This window comes from Brevundimonas sp. TWP2-1 (assembly GCF_049897645.1).
In the GTDB taxonomy this organism is placed as follows: domain Bacteria; phylum Pseudomonadota; class Alphaproteobacteria; order Caulobacterales; family Caulobacteraceae; genus Brevundimonas.
The window spans coordinates 1126434-1147700 of sequence record NZ_JAFCWR010000001.1 but is presented as its reverse complement, the minus strand read 5'-3'; the positions used below and the strand labels follow the sequence as shown (position 1 = coordinate 1147700).

Below are 21267 nucleotides of genomic sequence, written 5' to 3'. Positions count from 1 at the left end.
TCAGATCACCCACAATCCGGAGTTCGCCATGTCCCGCACCTCTCTCGCCCTCGTCCTGTCGCTCGCCGTTCTTTCGGCGACACCCGCCTTCGCCCAGGACCACGCCCACGGGCATGCCCAAGCCGCCGGCTCGGTCGCCGCGGAAGCTGCGGACGCGGCGGCGGCCGTCGACGCCTTTCACGTCGCCCTGAAGGCCGGCGACACGAACGTCGCCCTGGCAATTATGGCGCCGGATGTGATGATCTTCGAGGAGGGTGGCGCGGAGCGATCGCGCGACGAGTATGCGTCCCATCACCTGGGCTCGGACGCCGCCTTCGCCGCCGCCTCTGAAGCGACGGTGACGCGCAGATCGGGATGGGCCGACGGGGACATCGCCTGGATCACCAGCGAAGGCCGCACCACGGGCCAATTCAACGGCCGCGCCGTAGACCGCCTGACGACCGAAACCATGGTCCTCAAACGCCATGCCGACGGCTGGCGCATCCACCACATTCACTGGTCGTCGCGCGCGCCCGGCTGACGCTCAGGCCCGCGCCAGCGGGTCGCCGGCCCTGCGACGTCGGTGAGGAACATCGGGAAGACGCCCGCCCTCGCGGGCGGGCGTCCCCGATAATACGATCAGCAGCAGGTGCAGGCTTCCGCGCAGGCTGCGATAGCGTCGCAGCAAGCGCATACGGCCTGCGCCACGGCGTCCGGCGCGGCCGCGAAGGCGGCTGAACCGGAAGCCAGCAGCACCAGGGCTGCGAGGGTGAGAGTGCGTTTCATGGTTTTGATCTCTGTTTGATTGAATGAGTCCGGTCATCTTCAACAGGATCAGCGTCGTGGGGGCGGGTCGTCCGCCTCCACGGTGAAATCGGCATGCCGCGCATCAAGGGATGGATAGAGGACAGACGCATAGACCCGTGCGGGGGTGGATTCACCGCCTTGGGGGACAAGGCCCTGGCAGATGGCCAGACACGCCTTATGGCACGAGATCCTGACGGTCTTCGGCTCGCACGGGACGCCGTCGCCGCTCATCGACATGGACGCCATATCCTGATCGACCGGAGCTTCGCAGGCGATCGAAGCGGTGGACACGAACAGCACGGCAAACGCCGCGAGCAGCGCGGTCGTCAGTCGGAGGAGGTCATGACGCAGGAACGGCATTGTCTGATCATACTTCAACGGTCGGCGGAGCGACGATCTCATTTTGATCATCGCAATCGAGCCTACAGAGACGCCGGGGGCGGCAGGGTTCCCATGACCGCCACGACGCCAATCAGGGCGAGTCCCAGACCCGTTTCGATCAACAGGCTGCGCCGGAGAGCGCTCATGGCGGCGACGGAGGGTTGGCCCGTCTCCAGCGCATAGCCCAGTGTCGGCGTCAGCCGGAACCGGTTGCTCGCCGCCAGCGCAAGCATCAAACCGAAGAGGACGAGCTTGGCGACCAGAAGCTGGCCGTAGAGGTTGCCCGCGATCGACGCCACGCGCTCGGGACCGATCAGGAACCGGCTATTCACGAGACCGGTCAGCACCAGCAACAGGACCGCGAGCGTTCCAAGGCCGGCGAAGCCATGCAGGGCGCGATGGATTGCAAAGTCGTCCGGACCGGCTCGGCGCAGAAGCAGGGCCGTCAACGCCGCCAGGGCGCCCAGCCACAAGGCCGCTGCCACCGCGTGAATGATGTTGGCGACAAGATGGATGGGCCCGCCCGGACCCTCGGTGGCCGCGCCGTGACCCGTCCATGCGAAGCTGGCGGCCACGATCAGACCCAAGGCGGCCGTCACGCTCCAGAGCGCGCGACCGGGTTTCAGGGCGACCAAGGCGACGAGCCCAAGCAAGGCGGCGGCGGCCCGCACGACCATCGCCATGCCCAGGGCCGTGCCGGTGACCATGAAGGACAGGGACGCGGGTTTGACGGCTTCGCCCAGCGACCCCGCCATGACGGCCGTCTGTGCCACCAGGGCGGCGAGCGAGCCGAGCGCGACGATGATCGCGGCGAGGCGCAATGTCGGTCGCGACCATTCCAGGTTCGGCGCGTCGGCGTCTTTGAAGCTGTAGAGAAGGAACAGCGGCGCGCCGAGAAGGACGACGCCGCCGCCGTATTGAAGCCAGCGAAGCGCGATGACCGCGACTTCCAGCACGGCGTCAGCGCACCGTGAAGGCGTAGGATCCCGTCATGCGGTGGCCGTCGCTCGACGCGATACGCCAGTCGACACGGTAGGCGCCGGCGGCCAGCGGGCGAGCCAGCGCGCCCGTGAGGGTCCTGCCGTCCTCGGCCACCGAGGTGCGGATCGCGATCTTCTCCCCCGCCGCATTGACGACGTCGAAGCCGGAAAAGGCGGGAACGCTGCGTTCGCTGAAGGTCAGGGTCAGCGTCCGGGTCGCGGCCACGGTGGAGTCGGGCGCCGGGGTGGCGCTGACCAGGCGAGCGTGGGCCGCCGCCGGTCCGGCGGCGAAGGCCACGACCGCCGCGACGGCGATGAAGGGCGCGGGGTGGAAGTAACGCATACTCAGTCTCCAGACGTTTGGCCGGTCCCGGCCTTCTGCTTCTCTACGCGCCACACGACCGCGTCCCTCATGAAGAGGAAGCGGGCGGCGGCTGAGGCCTTCCCCCGCACGCCGGGGTCAGCGGCGACGCTTCTCGAGGAGCGCCTGCATCTGGGCGATCTCCGCCTGTTGACCACGCACGATGCCGTCGCACAAAGCGATGATCTCCGGATCTGTCAGGGAGGCTTGCTCGCACATCAACACAGCCCCGGAATGGTGCGGGATCATCGATCGCAGGAATTCGTCGTCGCCAACGAACGCCTGGGTGCGCATGCCGATGAAGCTGCCGACGAAGATCACGGCCGCGACCGCGCCAATGGCCAGGTTTGTTTTGCGCGACGGGTACATGGACCGCATGAAGACGAGCATGAGGACCGCCATCGGCGCGACCATCATCAGGGTCATGTAGACGTTGTTCAGGTTGAGATAGAAGTGACCGAGCGTGGCGATCATCGTGTACATGACCAGGTACATGATGACGAAGTCGAGCGCCAACTCCAGGTACAGGCTTCGGTAAGGGCCAAGTCCACGAGCGTTGCCTTGACCGCCGTGGTCCATCTGTTGATGAGACATCGTCCGTATCCTCTTCAGAAATTTCAGTTCGTCATCGCCTGCCGCTGCGAATGCTTGGAGACTGCGGTCAGCGTCTAAATCAATCCGGCCCGTCACAGCCGGTTCCTCCCTTAGGTGGGTGGGCGGACTGTTGATTGCCTATCTTGGCTAAAGCCTCACCGCGCGCAGTCTCAGCGCATTGCCGATGACGCTGACCGAGGAGAGCGCCATTGCGAGCGCCGCAAGGGCAGGCGAGAGAAGCCAGCCGAAGACGGGATAAAGCAGGCCAGCCGCCACGGGGATGCCAAGGGCGTTGTAGCCGAAGGCGAAAACGAGGTTCTGGCGGATGTTGCCCATCACCGCACGGGACAGATGCCGTGCGCGCACGATGCCTTGCAGATCACCGCCCAGCAGCGTGACGCCGGCGCTCTCGATGGCGACGTCCGAACCCGCCCCCATGGCGACGCCGACATCGGCTGCGGCGAGGGCAGGGGCATCGTTGACGCCATCCCCCGCCATGGCGACGATCCGACCCTGCGAACGAAGCTGTTGAACGACAGACGCCTTGTCCTGCGGCAGAACCTCCGCCTGGACTTCGTCGATGCCGAGGCGACGCGCGACCGCTTCGGCCGTCGTCCGGTTGTCCCCGGTCATCATCACCAGCCGCAGACCGGCCGCTTTCAGCGCGAGGATCGCAGCCGGCGTGGTGGCCTTGATGGGATCGGCGATGCCGATGACCCCGGCCGCCTTTCCGTCGATCGCCACGAATATGGCGGTGGCGCCGTCGTGGCGAAGGGCCTCCGCCTTCGGCTCCAGCGCGGAGACGTCGATCGAAAGCTCGCCGAGAAAACGGGTGTTGCCCAGGGCGACCTGGCGGCCCTCAATCGTCCCGCGAACGCCGCGACCGACCGGGCTGTCGAAGTCCACGGCCTCGGTAAGGGGGATGTCCCGGTCCTTGGCTGCCCGGACAATCGCGTCGGCCAACGGATGTTCGCTGCCCCGCTCGAGGCTGGCCGAAAGACGCAAGATGTCGGCTTCAACGAAGCCGAGGGCGGGCAGGATCGCCGTTACCGACGGACGGCCCTCCGTCAGGGTGCCGGTCTTGTCCAGAACGAGAGTGTCGACCTTCTCGAAGCGTTCGAGCGCCTCGGCGTTTTTGATCAGGACGCCGGCGTGGGCGCCACGTCCCACCCCGACCATGATCGAGATCGGCGTCGCCAGACCCAACGCACAGGGACAGGCGATGATGAGCACCGAAACGGCGGCGACCAGGGCGTAGGACAAACGGGGCTCGGGACCGACCAGGCCCCAGACGACGGCGGCGAGCAGGGCGATCGCGATCACCGTGGGAACGAACCATCCGGAGACCGTATCGGCCAGCCGCTGGATCGGGGCGCGACTGCGCTGGGCCTGGGCCACCATCTGGACGATCTGCGACAGCAGGGTGTCGGCGCCCACCTTGTCGGCGCGCATGATGAAGGATCCGGTCTTGTTGAGCGCGCCGGCCACGACGCGGTCGCCGACATCCTTGGTCACCGGCATGGACTCGCCGGTCACCATGGATTCGTCGACAGCGACCCGACCCTCCAGGAGTTCGCCATCGACCGGGATCTTCTCTCCGGGCCTTACCCGCAGGCGGTCGCCGACGGCGATCTGGTCAAGCGAGACATCTTCATCGACGCCGTCCGCCCGGATTCGGCGCGCGGTCTTGGGCGTGAGGTCCAGCAGGGCTCGGATCGCGCCCGACGTCTGTTCGCGGGCGCGCAGTTCCAGAATCTGCCCGACGAGGACCAGCACGGTGATGACCGCCGCCGCCTCGAAATACACCGGCGCGCTTCCGTCGGCCTTCAGGAAGGCGGGCGGGAACAGGGTTGGCGCGACGACGGCCACGACGCTGTAAAGCCATGCCACGCCGACCCCCATGGCGATCAGGGTGAACATATTCAGCCGCCGGGTGCGCAGCGATGTCCAGCCGCGCTCGAAGAAGGGCCAGCCGCACCAGAGAACCACGGGGGTCGCCAAAGCGAACTGGATCCAGTTCGACATCTGGCCCGGGATGAACATGTGGAGATTGGCCAGGTGTCCGCCCATTTCCAGGGCGAAGACCGGCAGGGTCAGGACCAGACCAACCCAAAAGCGTCTGGTGAAGTCGATCAGCTCGTGGTTGGGCGGGGCTTCCGCCGTGACCGTCTCCGGCTCAAGCGCCATGCCGCAGATCGGGCAGGAGCCTGGGCCTTCCTGCCGGATCTCGGGGTGCATCGGGCAGGTGTAGATGGCGCCGGGAACGGCCGGCTCGGCCTCCACGCGAGGGTTCAGGTAACGCATCGGATCGCCGATGAATTTGGTCCGGCACCCCGCCGAGCAGAAGAAATAGTCCTGACCGCCATGACTGGCTCGGTGAGCGGTAGTCGTGAGATCGACCGACTTGCCGCAGACGGGATCCTTGACCGTAGCCGCGCCATCCAAGGCCTTCGCCCCGCAGCAGGCGTGACCCGAGGCATGATTGTGAGGATGCGTGGACATGTCGCTCTCTCCGGCTGACCGAAGGGCTCACATATACCCATGGGGGGTATATCGCAAGATACCCGTCTGGGGTATATGGGGGCGCTCAGGAGGACAGGCCGCATGCAAACCGACACGAAACCCAAAGTCCTCAACAGGCTCAGCCGGATCGAAGGCCAGGTGCGGGGAATCTCCCGCATGGTTGAAGATGACCGGTATTGCGTCGACTTGCTGACCCAACTTCAGGCCGTTCGAGCCGCGCTCCATCGCGTGGAGACCGAAGTGCTACGGGATCACCTCGACCACTGCGTCATGGGCGCCATGACCGGCGACGATCCCGAGGATCGCAAGGCCAAGGCCGGCGAGCTGATCGAGCTCTTGGCGCGGGCCGGACGGTAGAGTTGGCGGAACGAATGGGCCCTCCTGGTCGCTAACGTCGGATCCCAAGGAGCCGTCATGAAACGCATCAGCCTCGTCCTCGCCGCCTGCGCCTTGGCTACGGCCTGTTCCCCGCAAGCCGAAGAGCCCGCCGTAGCCGCGCCTGAGGCCGCCGCAGCGGCGGACGCCCATGGCGGAATGGAGGGCGGCATGGCTGCGCCTGCGCCCGGCGACTCCGTCGCCACCCAAGGCTACAAGGCATCGATGAACACGATGATGGAGGCGATGCCTCCCTTCACCGGGGACGCGGACATCGACTTCATGACGCAGATGCGAGGTCACCACGTCGCAGCCGTCTCGATGGCCCGTGTGGAGCTCGCGCAAGGCAAGGACGCCCAAGCGCGGAACCTGGCCCAGGCGGTGATCTCGGCTCAGGAGCGCGAAATCACCCTGATCGACGCCTGGCTCGCCCAGAAGGGAGCGTCAGCGACTCCCGCCGCCTGATCGCGAGATCAGGGCACCGCGTCCGAGGACCAACGGATGTGCGTAATCCGCCATCTGTCGTCCTCGTGGCGAAAGACCGATCGGCCAGTCCCGCCGTCGTCGAAAATCAGGACGCCGTCGGCCGCAAAGCCAGTGCGGCGTTTGCATTCCGGTCGTCGAGCGCGGCATGACAGGCATCGACGACGCTTGTCGCTATCGCCATACGATCGAGCCGGTAAGCTCGACGACGAACATGCGCATGAGATACAGTGTACGTCCGAGTGATGGTGCAAAGTGGCAAGGCGAATCGAACTCGTTGCATTGCATCTCGGTGCTCAGAAAGTCCGATAGACCGCAAAAGATGACGAATTCACGCAAATGTTATTGCTTAGAATTTTCTGAATGTTTTCAGAATACTTCCCGTTTGTCGGTTATTCAATCGGTCCGGCGACCGAGATGCGAGAAAAAACCCCAAGCCGATCAGCGGCTTGGGGTAATTTGTGTAATCGAGTGGGAGTGAGGGGCAGTCATAAGGCGCCCCCTGACGAGATGATTGCGGAGTAATGAGCGGAGCATAGCTGCTTGGTTCACATGCCGCGCCCCGTAACCTCACGGTAGTGACGAAGCGACGGGATAGGGAGGCGTCTGTGGGCCGGGCGAAAGGGGATCACGACGTCATCCGCCGGCCCAGCCAGCGGCGCACCCGGCCCACGTACACGGACCACGCCGCGCCGAAGAGGGCCGCCAGGTGTCGTTCCTCGCGCCGGATGGCGAGACGGTCGGTGGCGAAGGCGGCGACGGGGGCGGCCACGAAGAACCAGGCGTTGTCGAACAGGCCCCCGAGGCCGAGCAGAAGCAGCCCGTTCGCGAGATAGATCGGGTTGCGGCTCCAGGCGAACGGACCGGTCGTGACCAGAGCGGTCGCCGCCCGGTGCGGCAAGATGTTGGCGCGCCGCCGCCGCATCTCCAGCATGGCCCAGAGGTCCAGACCAAGGGCGAGCCCGACCAGGAGGCCGCCGGCGGCGAAGGCGCCGGGGAAGAGGGCGGGCGGAGTCCATAGACGCGCCGTGATGAGCGCGACAAGGACGGCGCCGCCCGTGATGAGCGGCGGCCAGGGCCAGCGGTTCGGCGCCTGCGGCGTCACCCGCCGGCCAGCTTGAGAACGCCGCGCAGCAGATAGGCGATCACGCCCAGGACACCCACGCCCAGCACCCAGAGGGCGACGAACCAAAGGCCCTGCCGGAGCCCGTTTCTGGAGTCGCGACGCATCAGTGGTAACCGTCGTCGCCGACCTTGCCCCGGAACACCCAGTAGGCATAGGCGGTGTAGGCCAGGATGATCGGGATCAGGATCAGGGCGCCGACCAGCATGAACAGCTGGCTGGAGGCCGGGGCGGCGGCCTGCCAGAGGGTGATCTCGTCGGGCACGGCGTAGGGGAAGACGCTGACGCCCAGACCCGCGAAGGTGACGGCGAACAGGCCCAGCGACAGCAGGAAGGGCCAGACTTCGCGCTTCTGACGCATGGTCCAGAAGAAGGCGGCCGCGACGATCAGAACGAGCAACGGCACCTGGGCCGTCAGAAGCACGCCGGGCCAGTCGAACCAGCGCCGGGCGTATTCGCCGTCGAGGAAGGGGGTGGCCAGGCTGACCGCGCCGATCATCAGCAGGGTCGCCGGACCCAGTTTCCAGGCTTGCGCGCGGGCGTGGGTCTGGAGCGCGCCTTCCGTCTTCATGTTCAGCCAGGTGGCCCCCAGAAGGGCGTAGCCGACGACGACGGCGGCGCCGGTCAGCAGGCTGAAGGGGCTGAGCCAGTCCCACCAGCCGCCGCCATAGGCGCGGCCCGACACCTCGACCCCCTGCAGGATGGCCCCCAGGGTGACGCCCTGGGAGAAGGCGGCCAGCAGGGAGCCGCCGAAGAAGGCGACGTCCCAGACGGGCTTGGCCCGCACCGTGCGCCAGCGGTATTCGAACGCCACGCCCCGGAAGACCAGGCCCAGCAACATGGCGATGATCGGCGTATAGACCGCCGGCATCAACACGGCGTAGGCGAGGGGAAAGGCGGCGAACAGGCCGCCGCCGCCCAGGATCAGCCAGGTCTCATTGCCGTCCCACACCGGGGCGATCGAGTTCATCGCCTTGTCGCGCTGGTCCCCGGCCTTCAGCGTCGGGAACAGGATGCCGACGCCCAGGTCGAACCCGTCCATGACGATATAGGCGAAGACGGCGAAGGCCAGCAGGCCGGCCCAGACCAGGGTCAGATCAACGCTCATGATCGGTCTCCTCGCCGGTCGGGATGGGGCGGTCCGGGTCGATGGCGGGGGCGGGGGTGATGCCCGCCGTGCGGATCGGGGTTTCCGCCACGCCCGGCTCGTCCCGGTGCGGCGCATGGCTCATCAGACGCAGGATGTAGAAGACCCCGGCGCCAAAGACGGTGAAATAGACCACAGCGAAGGCGGCCAGGGAGGTTGCGACGGCGGGCGCCGCCAGGGGCGCCGCGCTGTCGGCGGTGCGGAGCAGCCCATAGACGGTCCAGGGCTGACGGCCGACCTCGGTGGTGATCCAGCCCGCCAGCACGGCGACGAAGCCCATCGGCCCCATGATCAGGGCGAAGCGGTGCAGCCAGGGCGCATCGTAGAGGCGTTTGCGCAGGCGAGCATAAAGCCCCCAGAGCCCCAGCAGCAGCATGGCCATGCCCAGGCCGACCATGACGCGGAAGGACCAGAAGACGATCTCGACCGGCGGCCAGTCGGCGCGGGCGATGGTGTCCAGACCGGCCAGGGGCGCGTTCGGATCGTGCTTCAGGATCAGGGACGACAGCTTGGGGATCTCGACCGCGCCGTGGACGGTGGCCGCCTCGCGGTCAGGAATGCCGAACAGGATCAGCGGCGCCCCGTCCGGGTGGCTTTCGAAATGGCCTTCCATCGCCATGACCTTGGCGGGCTGATGCTCCAGGGTGTTCAACCCGTGCATGTCGCCGATGAAGATCTGGACCGGGGCGGCGACCAGGATCATGCCCATGGCCATGGCGAACATCTTGCGCGCCCCCTTGTTCGTCCGCTCCTTCATCAGGTGCCAGGCCCCGACCGCGCCGACCACCAGGCCGGTGGTCAGATAGGCCGCCAGCAGCATGTGGGCGAGGCGATAGGGGAAGGAGGGATTGAAGACGATCTTGAACCAGTCGGCCGGTACGAACTGGCCGACCTCGTTGATGGCGTAGCCTTGCGGGGTCTGCATCCAGCTGTTGACCGACAGGATCCAGAAGGCCGAGGCGAAGGTGCCGATCGCGACCATCAGGGTGGCCAGGAAGTGCAGCTTCTTGCCGACGCGGTTCAGGCCGAACAGCATGACGCCCAGGAAACCCGCCTCCAGGAAGAAGGCGCTGAGCACCTCATAGGCCATCAAGGGGCCGATGACCGGTCCGGCCTTGTCGGAGAAGACCGACCAGTTGGTGCCGAACTGGTAGGACATGACCAAACCCGAAACGACGCCCATGCCGAAGGCCACGGCGAAGATCTTCAGCCAGTATTTGAACAGGTTCAGATAGAGGTCTCGCCCCGTCTTCAGCCACAGGGCCTCCAGCACGGCCAGATAGCTGGCGAGGCCAATGGAGAAGGCGGGGAAGACGATATGGAAGGCGACGGTGAAGGCGAACTGCATCCGCGCCAGGATCAGGGCGTCAAGTTCCATGGTGTGGTCTCACCCGATCAGGCCGAGCGCGCCGGCGCTGCGGTAAAGCATATAGAAGGCGACGACGAAGATCAGCCCGGCGAACACTGTGTTCAATAGGCCTTTTTGTCCTGACAGGGCCTTGGCCAGCCGTGCGCCGACCAGACCGCCCAACACCCCGCCGCCGATGAAGACGGCCGCCAGTGGCCAGTCGACCCAGCCGTCCAGGGCGTAGTTGAAGGCCGTCGTCAGGCCGAAGGCCGTCACGCCGACCAGCGACGAGCCGACCGCATAGTAGATGGGCATGCGGGTCGAGACCATCAGGCCAGGGACGATCAGGAAGCCGCCGCCGATGCCGAAGAAGCCGGACATGATCCCTGTCAGGGCGCCGGCTCCCACGAGCTTCGGCGCATTGCCCGGCGTTAGCACCACGTCGGGGTCCCCCGAGGCCGAGCGGCCTCTCAGCATCAGCACCCCGACCACCAGCATCAGCGCGGCGAACAGAGCCAGCAGCTTCTGACCGTCAACCGCCTTGCCCAGGCTGGAGCCGAGAAAGGCGCCGAAGACGCCGGCCAAGGCGAACAGGCCGGCGATCTTCCATTTCACCGTGCCGTGGCGCGCGTGGTTGAGCAGATTGGCGAAGGCGTTGGCCGCGACGGCGAAGGCGCTGGTGCCGATCGCCAGATGCGGATCCTTGACCCCCACAAGATAGACGATCAGCGGCACGGCCAGGATGGACCCGCCACCGCCGACCAGGCCGAGGGTGAAGCCGACCAGCGAGCCGGCGCCGGCGCCGAGGCCGTACTGCAGCGGGGACAGGTCCATGATCCGGCTCAGGCGACGGCGGGACGAGGTTGGATCGCGGGCTCGACGTGCTCGGGACTGGCCAGCCATTCGCGGCCCTTCAGCATGCCCAGCCAATAAATCTCGGGCAGGGCCTGAGCCTTCAGGTGCCAAGCCAGACGGGTCGGCTTCGTGCCGTCGAGCATCCATTTCGGGAAGCTTGGCAGAAGTTTGCCGCCATAGCCGAACTCGGCCAGGACGATCTTGCCGCGCTCGACCGTGAGCGGGCATGAGCCATAGCCGTCATAGACCGCCCGCATCGGCTGGCCGTCCAGCAGCGACAGGATGTTCTCGGCCACGACGGGCGCCTGTTTGCGGGCGGCCGCAGCGGTCTTGGCGTTGGGCGCCGAGCAGGCGTCGCCCAGGCCGAAGACGTTTTCGAACCGCTTGTGGCGCAAGGTGGCGTCGTCCACCTCGATCCAGCCGCTTTCGGCGGCCAGCGGGCTTTCGCGAATGAAGTCCGGCGCGGTCTGCGGCGGGCAGACGTGCAGGAAGTCGAACTCGCGCCGCGCCTGGCGCACTTCGCCGTCCGCACCCGTCACGGCGAAGGTCGCGATCCGCGCCGGGCCGTCCACCGCGACGAGTTTCGACCCGAAGTTCAGGTCGATGCGGTATTTGCGGACATATTCCATCAGCGCCGGGACGTAGTCCTTGACCCCGAACAACACCGGGCCGGCGTTGTGGAATTCGATCTCGATGTCGTTGCGGCCGTTGTCGCGCCAGTGGTCGGCTGACAGATACATGGCCTTTTGCGGGGCGCCGGCGCATTTGATCGGCATGGGCGGCTGGGTGAAGATCGCCCGGCCGCTGCGCATCGCCTGCACCAGCTTCCAGGTGTAGGGCGCAGTCTCGTAGCCGTAGTTGGAGGTGACGTTGTTGCGTCCCAGGGTTTCGGCCAGGCCAGGGATGGCCGCCCAGTCCAGCTTCAGCCCCGGCGCCGCGACCAGCATCCGATAGCCGATCCAGCGGCCGTCGGTCAGTTCGACGCGATCATGGATGGGGTCGAAGGCCGCGACCGCGCCACGCACCCACTGGGCGCCTTGGGGGATCAGGTCCTCGGTGCGGCGCTGGGTCCGCTCGGGCGTGAAGACGCCGGCGCCGACCATGGTCCAGCCGGGCTGATAGTAGTGATGTTCGGACGGCTCCACGATGCGAACATCGAGGCCTGGGCGGCGGCGCAGGAGGCTGGCGGCCGTGGCGATGCCGGCGGATCCGCCGCCGACGATCAGGACATCGCAGGAATCCAGGAGGGCGTATTGGGCGCTCATGACGCGGCTCCTTCAAGACGGGGACGCAGGGCGCCGAGGTCGTAGCCGGCGCTCTTGGCGCGGGCGATCAGATGATCGGGGCTCTCCGAGCCGGCGTTCGTGAGCGCCCACAGGGTGGTCGTGCGCGTGCCGGTGCGGCAGAAACCGAACACGGGCTGGGGCAGGTCAGCCAGAGCCTCGCGGAAGTCCGCCACGTCCTGGTCGGAGATGGCGCCGCCGACCACGGGAACGTGGGCGAAGGCGAGGCCGGCGGCCTTGGCGGCCTGGCGCAGAGCCTCGGCGCTGGGCTGGCCGGGCTCCTCGCCGTCGGGTCGGCTGGAGATCACCGACCGGAAACCCTGGGCCGCGATGGCGGGCAGGTCTTCCGGGGCGATCTGGGGCGAGGCGGATAGGGCCTCGTCCAGGGGGCGGATATCCATGGCTTTGTCTCCCTAGGGTCTTTTCTGGTTCAGGCGTTTCGGTCGAGCGTCAGGCGGAACAGCGCCATGCCGGCCACGAGGGCGCCGACGAAGACGAAGGCCTGCCAGGCGCCGGTCGTCAGGGCCGCCAGCGCCGGGCCGGGGCACAGACCGACCAGCCCCCACCCCAGGCCGAACAGGACGGCCCCGCCGACCAGAGGGGTGTCGATGGTGCGGCTCTCAGGCACATGGAAGGTCTCGGCCGCGACCGGCGTCTCCATGCGCCGGCGGATCAGATAGGCGATGGCGGAGGGGATCAGCGCCCCGCCCATGACGAAGGCCAGCGAGGGGTCCCAGGCGCCCGTCACATCCAGGAAGGCCAGGACGCGGGCCGGGTTGATCATGTCGGACACCACCATGCCGGCGCCGAACAGCAGGCCGCACAGGACGGCGACGATCAGCCGGTTCATGCCAGGCCTCCCAACAGGTGGCGGGTGACGAAGACGGTCAGGGCCGCGACGGCCATGAAGACGCCGGTGGCGACGATGGAGCGGGGCGACAGGCGGGCCAGGCCGCAGACGCCGTGGCCGCTGGTGCAGCCCGAGCCCCAGCGGGTGCCGAAACCGACGATCAGGCCGCCGAGCACCAGCAGCCAGATGTCCGAGGTGATCTGCACCTCGGGCCTGCGGATCAGCGCTGAGGCCAGGGCCGCGCCGCCCAGCAGGCCGGCGATGAAAAGCAGGTCCAGGGTGCGCGGCGCGCCTTTCGACAGGCCGGTCGCCGCGGCGGTCAGGCCGGAGATCCCGGCCACGCGCCCATTCAGCAGCAGATAAAGGCCGGCGGACAGGCCGACCAGCAGGCCGCCGGCCAGCGGCCAGACGAAGGAAATGGGTTCAGGCATGGGGGGGCTCGCCTCACAGCGCGTTCAGCGGGACCTTGAGGTAGCGCACCCCATTGTCCTCGGGCTCGGGCGGGCGGCCGCCGTTCATGTTCACCTGGACTGACGGCAGGATCAGCCTGGGCATGGGCAGGGTGGCGTCGCGCTGGGTGCGCATGGCCACGAACTCGTCCTCGCTGACGCCGTCGCGGATATGGATGTTGCCGGTGCGCTGGGCGCCGATGGTGGTCTCCCAGGCGAACTCGGTCCGGCCCGGAGGCGCCTTGTAGTCGTGGCACAGGAAGACCCGCGCCTCGTCCGGCAGGGAGGTCAGGCGATGGATCGAGCGATACAGGGTCCCGGCGTCGCCGCCGGGGAAGTCGCAGCGCGCCGTGCCGTAGTCGGGCATGAACATGGTGTCGCCGGGAAAGACAGCGTCGCCGATGACATAGGCCAGACAGGCCGGGGTGTGGCCGGGCACATGCAGCACCGTGGCCTTCAGCCCGCCGATCTCGAACCGGTCGCCGTCGTTGAACAGATGGTCGAACTGGCTGCCGTCGCGGCGGAAGTCGGTCCCTTCGTTGAATATCTTGCCGAAGACCGCCTGGACGGTGAGGATCTCATGGCCGATGGCCAGCTGACCGCCGAGCTTTTCTTGGAGATAGGGCGCCGCCGACAGGTGATCGGCGTGGGCGTGGGTCTCCAACAGCCACTGGACCGTGAGACCTTCGGATTTCACGTAATCAATGAGGGCGTCCGCCGAGGCGTGGGCGGTGCGGCCGGACGCCGGATCGTAGTCGAGCACGCTGTCGATGATGGCGCAGACGTCGGAGCCGGGATCGCGCACGACATGGCTGACGGTGAAGGTGGCCTCGTCGAAGAATGACCTGACGACAGGGCGCTGGCGAGGATCGCCCAGCGCGGCGCGCACGATGTCGGCGGCGTGGTCGCGGGCGGGATCGGGGATGGGCGAGGACATGGCGTGTCTCCGTTTCGGTGACTCAACACATATACCCATTCATAGTTCGTGCAAGTATGTATTTTAATATAGCGGAAACGGTGGGAAGCGCTTAGCTTGCGGCTATGGAAACGATCGACACCGGGCCAGCCGTCTATCCCCCCGCAATGCGCGCCCTGCGCATCAACGATACGGCGCCGGACTTCAGCGCGCGCACGACGCAGGGCGAAAAGCGCCTCAGCGACTACCGTGGACGCTGGCTGGTGCTGTTCTCGCATCCGGCGGACTTCACGCCGGTCTGCACTAGCGAGTTCGTGGCCCTGGCCCGGCAGGCCGACGTCTTCGCGGCGATCGACTGCGATCTGATGGCCCTGTCGGTGGACAGTCTGTATTCTCACCTGGCCTGGCTGAAGGACATTTACCGCCGCTTCGGCGTGAAGGTGCCGTTCCCGATCATCGAAGATCCCTCCATGGCCATCGGCCACGCCTTCGGCATGGTGGACGCCGGCTCGAGCGACAGCGCGACGGTGCGCGCCACCTTCGTGATCGATCCCGAAGGCGTGGTGCGCGCCATCAGCTGGTACCCGATGAACATCGGCCGCTCGGTTGATGAACTGCTGCGTCTCGTGACCGCCCTGCAGACCTCGGACCGCGAGGCGGCCTCCACGCCGGCGGGCTGGACGCCCGGCGACGCTCTCCTGGAGCCGGCCGCCACCACCCTGGACGCCGCCATCGCCGACGGTGACGGCGATGCGCCCTGGTACTATCGCGAGCGCCGCGCATGACCGACGATCAAGCGGCCGCCATGGAGCGGTTGAAGGAAAAGGCGCCGGAGGCCGCAGAGCTGTTGCGCCAGCTGGCCAACGCCAACCGGCTGCTGATCCTGTGCCACATCGCCGAGGAGGAACGGTCGGTGGGCCAGCTCGAGGCGGACCTGGGCATCAAACAGCCTGCGCTGTCCCAGCAGCTGGCTGAGCTGCGCCAGTACGGTCTGGTCAAGACGCGTCGGCAGTCGCGCTCGATCTTCTACTCGATCGCCGACGAACGGGCCCAGGCGGTGATGGGCATGCTGTACGAAATCTTCTGCGGCGATGCGAAGGCGGTCGGCGCGCGCGTCGCCGCCCCGGCGCCCCGTCCATCGACGCCGGCTCGCGGCGACACGGCTCAGTTCGCGCGCATCACCGCCGTCGCACGTCGCTGACGGCCAACCCGCACAGGAGACTCTCGTGAAGGGCTTCATCGACAATATCGAACGTCTGACGGAAGAGAACACAGACTTTCGCCGCGTTCTCTACACCGGCCACAATCTGCAGCTCGTCCTCATGGCCATTCCGCCCGGTCAGGAGATCGGCGAAGAGGTCCACGACGACCGCGACCAGTTCTTCCGCATCGAGGCGGGCGAGGGCGAAATCTGGATCGACGGCGTTCGTCACGCCGTGAAGGCGGACGACGGGGTCATCGTCCCTCAGGGCGCCCGGCACAATGTGGTCAGCACGGGGTCCGAGCCGCTTCGGCTCTACACCCTCTATGGCCCGCCGGAGCATCTCGACGGGACGGTTCACGCCACGGTGGAAGAGGCCTCCGCCGACCACGAGCATTTCGACGGCCGCACGACCGAATAACCGTCAGGGGCCGACGTCGTCAGCATCGGCGCGCCGGTCGTCGGGCCGCGGCAGGTGCAGGGCGATACCCAACGCCTCCGCCAGACGGGTGTCGCGACGATAGATGTCATCGCGAAAGGCGACGCGGCCCTGGCCGTCCAGGAAGGCGGTCCAATACAGCAGACGTACGTCGATCGGCCGACCGGTCGCCACACGGACGGTCTGGCCGCTGTCCAGCGCGGCATCGAAGCGGGCGAGCCTCTCGGGGTCGGGCGCCAGCAGAAGGCGGGCGAAGCCGACGGCGTCCTGCACCCGCACGCAGCCGTGACTGAGATGGCGGAAGCTCTGGTCGAACGCACCCCGCGACGGGGTGTCGTGCAGGAAGATGGCGTAGCTGTCCTGAAGTTCGAACTTGACCTGGCCCAGGGCGGCGTTCGGGCCGGCGCGCTGAACCACCATGCCGTTCTGGATCGTCATGTTGTTCGCCCGCATATAGGCGGCGCCGCGCGGCAGGATCTCGCGCTGGGCGATGGAGGTCGGGACCGTCCAGGGCGGATTGGCGACGACCGAGGCGAAGGGCCGTTCGAGGCTGGGCGTCGCATTGTCGGCGTCACCTGTCACGACCCGCATCGAATGCACGGGCCGACCATCCTTCCAGTAGACCATGATGGAGGCGGCGGTGTTCACCTCGATCCGCTCCGGGGCGACGTCTCTCTTTAGCCAACGGCGGCGTTCCAGATTGAGCGCGATCTGGCGAGCACGGGCCTCGGCCGAAATCGACAGCGCCCGCTGGGTCGCCGGGCCGATGCGGGCGTCCGCCTCCAGACCGTGGCGCACCTGGAACACCCGAACGGCCTCTTGCAGCACCGACCCGTAGTCACCGCCAGACGGGCCGACCATCGCGGCGGCGGCGTCGGTGAGATCGCCTTCCACCCGAAGGCGCGGCAGGAGGGCGGGAAGGCGGGGGTCGGACGCAAACGGTTCGATCGTCGCGCCCAGGGCAAAGGGCGGCCAACCGCCGCGGTCGGCGATGGCGCGATAGCGAAGGAAGCCGTCGCACAAGCCCTGATAGCCGCGGTCCTGGGGAGCGAGGCCCGCCATCGTCTCGGCCAACGTTCCGTCGTCGACCGCCGTCGCCAGCAGCGGCGGCGTATCGACCTGGTTGCGACCCATCTCCCAAAGGGTCTCGACGGATGCCGGGTCGACCCGGCCATGGGCGAGCGCCTCGGCCAGGGTCAGGACGGCCTGGGTCAGTTCGGCTTCACTTAGGGCCAGACCGTCGGGCGCTGATAGACCGTGGCGGTCCGCCAGGGCCAGGGCGTCCATGGCTTGCCGGCGCGCTGGCCCCGCCCAGGCCGGGCGTCCGCCGCGGGCGGCGTAGAAGGCTGCGGTCAGGGCGCTGATGTTCAAGGCGGCGGGCGCCGATGCGGCTCGGGCGGTTGTCGAGAGCCAGAGCGGCGCCGCGGCCGCCGCGAGCAGGTGTCGGCGGTTCAGGGTGAAGGAGCGACGGTTGGCCATGCCGCCGACACCGCGGGGTTCACCTTAAGGCAGGCTTAAGGTTGGCCGGTCCGCCAGCCCCAGCGCGCGAAGATGGCGGCTCCCTCGTCGGACTTCAAAAATTCAAGGAACGGCTGGGCGTCGGCGTCCTGGCGGCCGGTCTCGGTCACAACGGCGCCGGCGTCGCGGTAGATGCGATAGGGCTCTTCGACCTCGACCACATCAGCGAGGTCCGGATTGGCGACCTGCCAGATGCCCCAGATGATCCAGGCGTCGAGCGTCGGGCCGTCGATCCAGGCTTGTCGGGCCTCGGCGCTGTTGCGGGCGTAGACGACGATGTTGCGACGCAGGGCGCGCACCTTGGCGATGTCGCCGGTGCGACCGGCCATATCTTCCCACAGGCCGTTCTGGCCCGCGCCGTTGACGACCAGGACTCGGCGACCCGGCTGGAAGAGATCTTCCAGGCCGCCGATGCCGTTCGGATTTCCCGGGCGAACGAGAATGGAGGCGGTGCGCAGATAGAGCGGCTCGACCGCCTCGGCGCGGATGCGGCCCTCCAGAGCGCTGACGAAGTCGGTCATCATCGTCTCGGAGCCGGAGAAGATCAGGTCGCCGTCCGCCTTGGCCTGGTCCAGCCATTGGGGCGTGGGTCCGGCGACGACGGCCACGGCGCGACCGGTGCGCGCTTCATAGGCCTTCGCCGCTTCGCGCATGGCGGGGGCGGGGCCGCCCGGACCGTAGACATGAAGAGGATCGGCGGGCGTCTGGGCGTGGGCGGCCAGGGCCGTCGTGCTCAAAAGGGCGGCCAGGGCCAGGGTGGAAGGACGCATCAAGAGTTCTCCTGGGGCGCGGCGAAGTGATTGGCGGGGATCTTGAAATAGATGCGGCCGTCCTCGGCGGGTGGCGGCAGCACCCCGCCGCGGATGTTCACCTGAAGCGCGTAGAGCATCAGGTTCGGCAGGGGAAGGGTGGCATCCCGGCCGTCGCGAAGCCGCACGAAATCCGCCTCTCCGCGTCCGCCGCCGACATGGATGTTGTCCGCCTTCTGCTCTCTCACGGTGCTGAAGCAGGCGGGCTCGCGGCCATCGGGACCGTAGTCGTGGCCGACGAAGATGCCGGTCTCATCGGGCAGGGCCAGGATGTCCTGGATGCTTCGGTAGAGGGCCTTGGAATCGCCGCCCGGAAAGTCGGCGCGCGAGGTGCCGGCATAGGGCATCATCAAGGTGTCGTGGACGAAGGCGTTGCCGCCGATCACATAGGTGATGGACGCCAGGGTGTGGCCTGGGGAGAAGATGACCCGCCCCTGCAGGTCGCCGACAGCAAACGTATCTCCGGCCTGGAAGAGACGGTCCCACTGGCGACCGTCGGTCGGGAAGTCGTCGTCCAGGCCGTAGATGTCCTTCCACAGCCTCTGGACGCCGATGACCTTCTCGCCGATGGCGGTCGGCGCACCCAGTCTCTCTTTGAGGTAGGGCGCGGCGGAGAAGTGGTCGGCGTGGGGATGGGTGTCCAGCAGCCATTCGACGGTTAGGCCTTCAGCCTTCACGTAGTCCAGGATGGCGTCGGCGTTGCGGGTCGAGGTCGCCGCCGCCTTCTCGTCGAAATCCCAGACCGGATCGATGATCGCGCATTTGCGGCTGACCGGGTCGGAGACGACATATTGCCAACTGCCGGTCTTCTTGTCGTGGAGCGCCGCGATGCGGGCTCCGCCGTGGTCGATGATCTGCATGAAGGCTCCGTTTGGTTTGCGAAGAACAGGGCCGGACCGCTTGCGCGGTCCGGCCAGCGTCCGATCAGGCGGCTTTCGGGGCGTCGGGGAGGTCGCGCGTCGAGAAATACCAGTCGGTGTAGACGTAACCCTCGGAAGCGCGAGCCTCGGCCGCCTCGGCGGTCTTGGGCGGAGGGACGATAGCCGGTTGGCCAGGGCGCCAGTTCTCAGGCGTCGCGACCCCGTTGGCGTCGGACGCCTGGAGCGCGGTGAGCAGCCGAACGAACTCTTCGATGCTGCGGCCATTGCTCATGGGATAGTAGACCATGGCGCGCAGCTTGCCTTCCGGATCGATCAGGAAGGTGGCGCGGACAGCCGAGGTGTCGGCCGCCCCGGGGTGGATCATCCCGTAGGCCTGGGCCACCTCCATCTTCAGATCCTCGATGATGGGGAAGGGGATTTCGACGCCGAACTTCTCCTTGATGTTCCGGGTCCAGGCCAGGTGCGAGAAGATGCTGTCGATCGAGAGCCCCAGGAGCTCGCAGTTCATAGCGGCGAACTCATCCGCGTGCTTGGCGAAGCCGATGAACTCGGTCGTGCATACCGGGGTGAAGTCCGACGGGTGGGAGAAGAGGATCAGCCAATTGCCGCGGTAATCGGCCAGGCTGCGATCCCCGTGCGTGGTGCGGGCGTGAAAGTCGGGGGCGGGTTCGTTGAGGCGGGGCAGTCCGGTCATGTCGATGTCTCCTTCAGACGCCCCATTGAACACTTACATACACACTTACCCAAACTAATAGTTCTTATGGCCAGTGAAGGTTCCGCCTATGCCGAGACGTCAGTTCACAACCAGGGCATATCCGGCCTGTTGAAGGTGGATGACCGTCATCAGGGCGGCGAGATCAACGCTCACGCCCGGTTCGAGGTCGGCTTGCGCGATGCCGTTCCCGGCCATGGCCTGGCCGCACAGCCGAACCTGGACGCCGGCGGCGATGAGGCTGCGGATCAGGGCGCTGTTGGGGTTGGCGTCGCCCTTGCCGCGCGCGGCCCAGGCGGCGTCGGAGAGGACCGCAGGGGTGGCGGCGCCGTGTAGCACAACGACGATCTGACGATGGTCGGCGTCCACGCCGCCCGCCGCCAGCATATTCGCCAGCCGCGCAACGCGATCCAGTCCCTTCAGCGGCCTGTCGTCCGGACCGCCCTGGGACACGTCGAAGATGACCCGATAGACGCGCGACGGATCCGGCTGTTCGCCGGCCTCGGGCAGGGGCTTGAAGCCGCCGAAGCCTGAAACAGCTTGAGCGAAGCTCGGGGAGGCCGCCAGGGAGGCGGCCAGGGACAGGGCGAGGAGGAGGGTTTTCATGGCCGGTTCCGGTGTGCGGGCGCTGGGGGTCAGGGACGGCGGGCGACGAGATCGATCAGGGCGGACCGGCCGCTGTGGCCGGCGCCTTCGGAGACGTCGCTGTCGTGGCTTTTCAGATGCAGGATGTCGAAGTCGGCGAAGGCGTCGCGGAGCAGCGCCTCGGTGTAGAGGTTCTCGACCTGGCCCGGACCGCCCGTTCCATAGGCGATCTGTTCCGGCCGATAGCCCTGCAGCAGGAACAGGCCGCCAGGCTTCACGGCCGCCTTCATACGCTCGAAAAGTCGGTCGCGCAGGGGAGGCGGGGCGAACTGAATGAAGACGGCGACCACGACGTCGAACGCATCCTGCGGCCAGGCCCAGGTCTCGAGGTCCGCCACCTGGGCGTCCAGTGTGACCCTGCGTCGCTCGGCCAGGGCGAGGGCCTTCTCGATCGCGCGCGGGGCGATGTCCGTGGTCGTGACGGTCAGGCCCTGTTCGGCGAGCCAAACGCCGTTTCGTCCCTCGCCGTCGGCGACCGCCAGAGCGGTCATGCCGGGCTGGAGCCGCGCGATCTGAGCGGCCAGGAAGGCGTTGGGCGTCTTGCCGAACAGATAGTCCTGGCGGTCATAGCGGCTATTCCAGAAGTCGCGGGCGGCGACGGAGTCCAT

Annotated in this window: 28 protein-coding genes; 6 read left to right on the top strand and 22 right to left on the bottom strand. The window is 67.3% G+C overall.

The window, feature by feature from the left end; all coding sequences use genetic code 11:
• The first annotated feature begins 28 nt into the window (after positions 1-28).
• Positions 29-520 (top strand): YybH family protein, encoded by a 492-nt coding sequence (locus tag ACP7BH_RS05750; protein ID WP_165117299.1) that lies wholly within the window; start codon positions 29-31, stop codon positions 518-520.
• A gap of 98 nt (positions 521-618) precedes the next feature.
• On the opposite strand, the gene ACP7BH_RS05745 is transcribed toward ACP7BH_RS05750, so the two are convergent.
• From ACP7BH_RS05745 to ACP7BH_RS05720, 6 genes are all read right to left on the bottom strand, one after another.
• On the bottom strand, positions 619-765 hold the full coding sequence (locus ACP7BH_RS05745) for a hypothetical protein (RefSeq protein ID WP_164952583.1): 147 nt from the start codon (positions 763-765) through the stop codon (positions 619-621).
• Positions 766-813: 48 nt separating this feature from the next.
• The gene (locus ACP7BH_RS05740; protein WP_045811502.1) at positions 814-1146 is read right to left on the bottom strand and encodes a hypothetical protein; all 333 of its coding nucleotides are present in this window, start codon (positions 1144-1146) and stop codon (positions 814-816) included.
• Between the two features lie 62 nt (positions 1147-1208).
• Entirely contained in the window at positions 1209-2123 is a 915-nt protein-coding gene (gene copD, locus ACP7BH_RS05735; protein WP_425982985.1) for a copper homeostasis membrane protein CopD, read from the bottom strand.
• A 4-nt stretch (positions 2124-2127) separates the two neighbouring features.
• The gene (copC, locus tag ACP7BH_RS05730; protein WP_008260662.1) at positions 2128-2490 is read right to left on the bottom strand and encodes a copper homeostasis periplasmic binding protein CopC; all 363 of its coding nucleotides are present in this window, start codon (positions 2488-2490) and stop codon (positions 2128-2130) included.
• Between the two features lie 117 nt (positions 2491-2607).
• Positions 2608-3198 carry a DUF305 domain-containing protein gene (locus ACP7BH_RS05725; RefSeq protein ID WP_257903743.1) on the bottom strand — a complete coding sequence of 197 codons (591 nt, stop codon included), beginning with the start codon at positions 3196-3198 and terminating at the stop codon, positions 2608-2610.
• A 51-nt stretch (positions 3199-3249) separates the two neighbouring features.
• On the bottom strand, positions 3250-5604 hold the full coding sequence (locus tag ACP7BH_RS05720) for a heavy metal translocating P-type ATPase (RefSeq protein WP_040349359.1): 2355 nt from the start codon (positions 5602-5604) through the stop codon (positions 3250-3252).
• A 102-nt stretch (positions 5605-5706) separates the two neighbouring features.
• On the opposite strand from ACP7BH_RS05720, the gene ACP7BH_RS05715 reads away from it, so the two are divergent.
• Both ACP7BH_RS05715 and ACP7BH_RS05710 read left to right on the top strand, forming a co-directional pair.
• The gene (locus tag ACP7BH_RS05715; protein WP_040349360.1) at positions 5707-5982 is read left to right on the top strand and encodes a metal-sensitive transcriptional regulator; all 276 of its coding nucleotides are present in this window, start codon (positions 5707-5709) and stop codon (positions 5980-5982) included.
• Between the two features lie 57 nt (positions 5983-6039).
• Positions 6040-6465: a DUF305 domain-containing protein gene (locus ACP7BH_RS05710; RefSeq protein ID WP_008259726.1), complete on the top strand. Its 426-nt coding sequence runs from the start codon at positions 6040-6042 to the stop codon at positions 6463-6465.
• A gap of 646 nt (positions 6466-7111) precedes the next feature.
• On the opposite strand, the gene ACP7BH_RS05705 is transcribed toward ACP7BH_RS05710, so the two are convergent.
• The 10 genes from ACP7BH_RS05705 to ACP7BH_RS05660 are packed head-to-tail and all read right to left on the bottom strand — an operon-like array spanning position 7112 to position 14475.
• Positions 7112-7588 carry a methyltransferase family protein gene (locus ACP7BH_RS05705; RefSeq protein WP_008259823.1) on the bottom strand — a complete coding sequence of 159 codons (477 nt, stop codon included), beginning with the start codon at positions 7586-7588 and terminating at the stop codon, positions 7112-7114.
• Entirely contained in the window at positions 7585-7713 is a 129-nt protein-coding gene (locus ACP7BH_RS05700) for a DUF2474 domain-containing protein (protein WP_194943540.1), read from the bottom strand. The genes ACP7BH_RS05705 and ACP7BH_RS05700 overlap by 4 nt, the downstream gene beginning before the upstream one ends.
• Complete coding sequence (gene cydB, locus ACP7BH_RS05695; protein ID WP_008259839.1) at positions 7713-8714, bottom strand: cytochrome d ubiquinol oxidase subunit II; 1002 nt, start codon at positions 8712-8714, stop codon at positions 7713-7715. The genes ACP7BH_RS05700 and cydB overlap by 1 nt, the downstream gene beginning before the upstream one ends.
• Positions 8704-10131: a cytochrome ubiquinol oxidase subunit I gene (locus ACP7BH_RS05690; protein ID WP_008263196.1), complete on the bottom strand. Its 1428-nt coding sequence runs from the start codon at positions 10129-10131 to the stop codon at positions 8704-8706. Before ACP7BH_RS05690 ends, cydB begins: the two co-directional genes overlap by 11 nt.
• A gap of 9 nt (positions 10132-10140) precedes the next feature.
• Positions 10141-10935: a sulfite exporter TauE/SafE family protein gene (locus ACP7BH_RS05685; RefSeq protein ID WP_008264059.1), complete on the bottom strand. Its 795-nt coding sequence runs from the start codon at positions 10933-10935 to the stop codon at positions 10141-10143.
• An 8-nt stretch (positions 10936-10943) separates the two neighbouring features.
• Entirely contained in the window at positions 10944-12221 is a 1278-nt protein-coding gene (locus ACP7BH_RS05680; protein ID WP_008260866.1) for an NAD(P)/FAD-dependent oxidoreductase, read from the bottom strand.
• Positions 12218-12640 (bottom strand): TIGR01244 family sulfur transferase, encoded by a 423-nt coding sequence (locus tag ACP7BH_RS05675; protein WP_008260019.1) that lies wholly within the window; start codon positions 12638-12640, stop codon positions 12218-12220. The genes ACP7BH_RS05680 and ACP7BH_RS05675 overlap by 4 nt, the downstream gene beginning before the upstream one ends.
• A gap of 29 nt (positions 12641-12669) precedes the next feature.
• A complete protein-coding gene (locus ACP7BH_RS05670; protein WP_008259144.1) occupies positions 12670-13089 on the bottom strand; it encodes a DUF6691 family protein in 420 nt (139 codons plus the stop codon).
• Positions 13086-13520: a YeeE/YedE family protein gene (locus ACP7BH_RS05665; RefSeq protein WP_008259836.1), complete on the bottom strand. Its 435-nt coding sequence runs from the start codon at positions 13518-13520 to the stop codon at positions 13086-13088. The genes ACP7BH_RS05670 and ACP7BH_RS05665 overlap by 4 nt, the downstream gene beginning before the upstream one ends.
• Positions 13521-13533: 13 nt before the next feature.
• A complete protein-coding gene (locus tag ACP7BH_RS05660; RefSeq protein WP_219354427.1) occupies positions 13534-14475 on the bottom strand; it encodes an MBL fold metallo-hydrolase in 942 nt (313 codons plus the stop codon).
• Positions 14476-14579: 104 nt separating this feature from the next.
• On the opposite strand from ACP7BH_RS05660, the gene ACP7BH_RS05655 reads away from it, so the two are divergent.
• Genes ACP7BH_RS05655 through ACP7BH_RS05645 form a run of 3 tightly spaced genes read left to right on the top strand, consistent with a single transcriptional unit; the run spans position 14580 to position 16076 of the window.
• A complete protein-coding gene (locus tag ACP7BH_RS05655; RefSeq protein ID WP_244999704.1) occupies positions 14580-15239 on the top strand; it encodes a peroxiredoxin in 660 nt (219 codons plus the stop codon).
• Positions 15236-15655, top strand: coding sequence for an ArsR/SmtB family transcription factor (locus ACP7BH_RS05650; protein WP_008259045.1), 420 nt, complete (start codon positions 15236-15238; stop codon positions 15653-15655). The genes ACP7BH_RS05655 and ACP7BH_RS05650 overlap by 4 nt, the downstream gene beginning before the upstream one ends.
• A gap of 25 nt (positions 15656-15680) precedes the next feature.
• Positions 15681-16076 (top strand): cupin domain-containing protein, encoded by a 396-nt coding sequence (locus ACP7BH_RS05645; RefSeq protein ID WP_219354426.1) that lies wholly within the window; start codon positions 15681-15683, stop codon positions 16074-16076.
• A gap of 3 nt (positions 16077-16079) precedes the next feature.
• On the opposite strand, the gene ACP7BH_RS05640 is transcribed toward ACP7BH_RS05645, so the two are convergent.
• The 6 genes from ACP7BH_RS05640 to ACP7BH_RS05615 form a co-directional block, all read right to left on the bottom strand.
• Positions 16080-17573, bottom strand: coding sequence for a L,D-transpeptidase family protein (locus tag ACP7BH_RS05640; protein ID WP_219354425.1), 1494 nt, complete (start codon positions 17571-17573; stop codon positions 16080-16082).
• Between the two features lie 35 nt (positions 17574-17608).
• Positions 17609-18382, bottom strand: a complete 774-nt coding sequence (locus ACP7BH_RS05635; RefSeq protein WP_219354424.1) for a substrate-binding domain-containing protein — start codon at positions 18380-18382, stop codon at positions 17609-17611.
• Positions 18382-19281, bottom strand: a complete 900-nt coding sequence (locus ACP7BH_RS05630; RefSeq protein WP_425982987.1) for an MBL fold metallo-hydrolase — start codon at positions 19279-19281, stop codon at positions 18382-18384. The genes ACP7BH_RS05635 and ACP7BH_RS05630 overlap by 1 nt, the downstream gene beginning before the upstream one ends.
• A gap of 64 nt (positions 19282-19345) precedes the next feature.
• Positions 19346-19996, bottom strand: a complete 651-nt coding sequence (locus ACP7BH_RS05625; RefSeq protein WP_219354422.1) for a peroxiredoxin — start codon at positions 19994-19996, stop codon at positions 19346-19348.
• A 99-nt stretch (positions 19997-20095) separates the two neighbouring features.
• A complete protein-coding gene (locus ACP7BH_RS05620) occupies positions 20096-20620 on the bottom strand; it encodes a DsrE family protein (protein ID WP_219354421.1) in 525 nt (174 codons plus the stop codon).
• 29 nt (positions 20621-20649) lie between these two features.
• Positions 20650-21267 (bottom strand): class I SAM-dependent methyltransferase, encoded by a 618-nt coding sequence (locus tag ACP7BH_RS05615; protein ID WP_244999703.1) that lies wholly within the window; start codon positions 21265-21267, stop codon positions 20650-20652.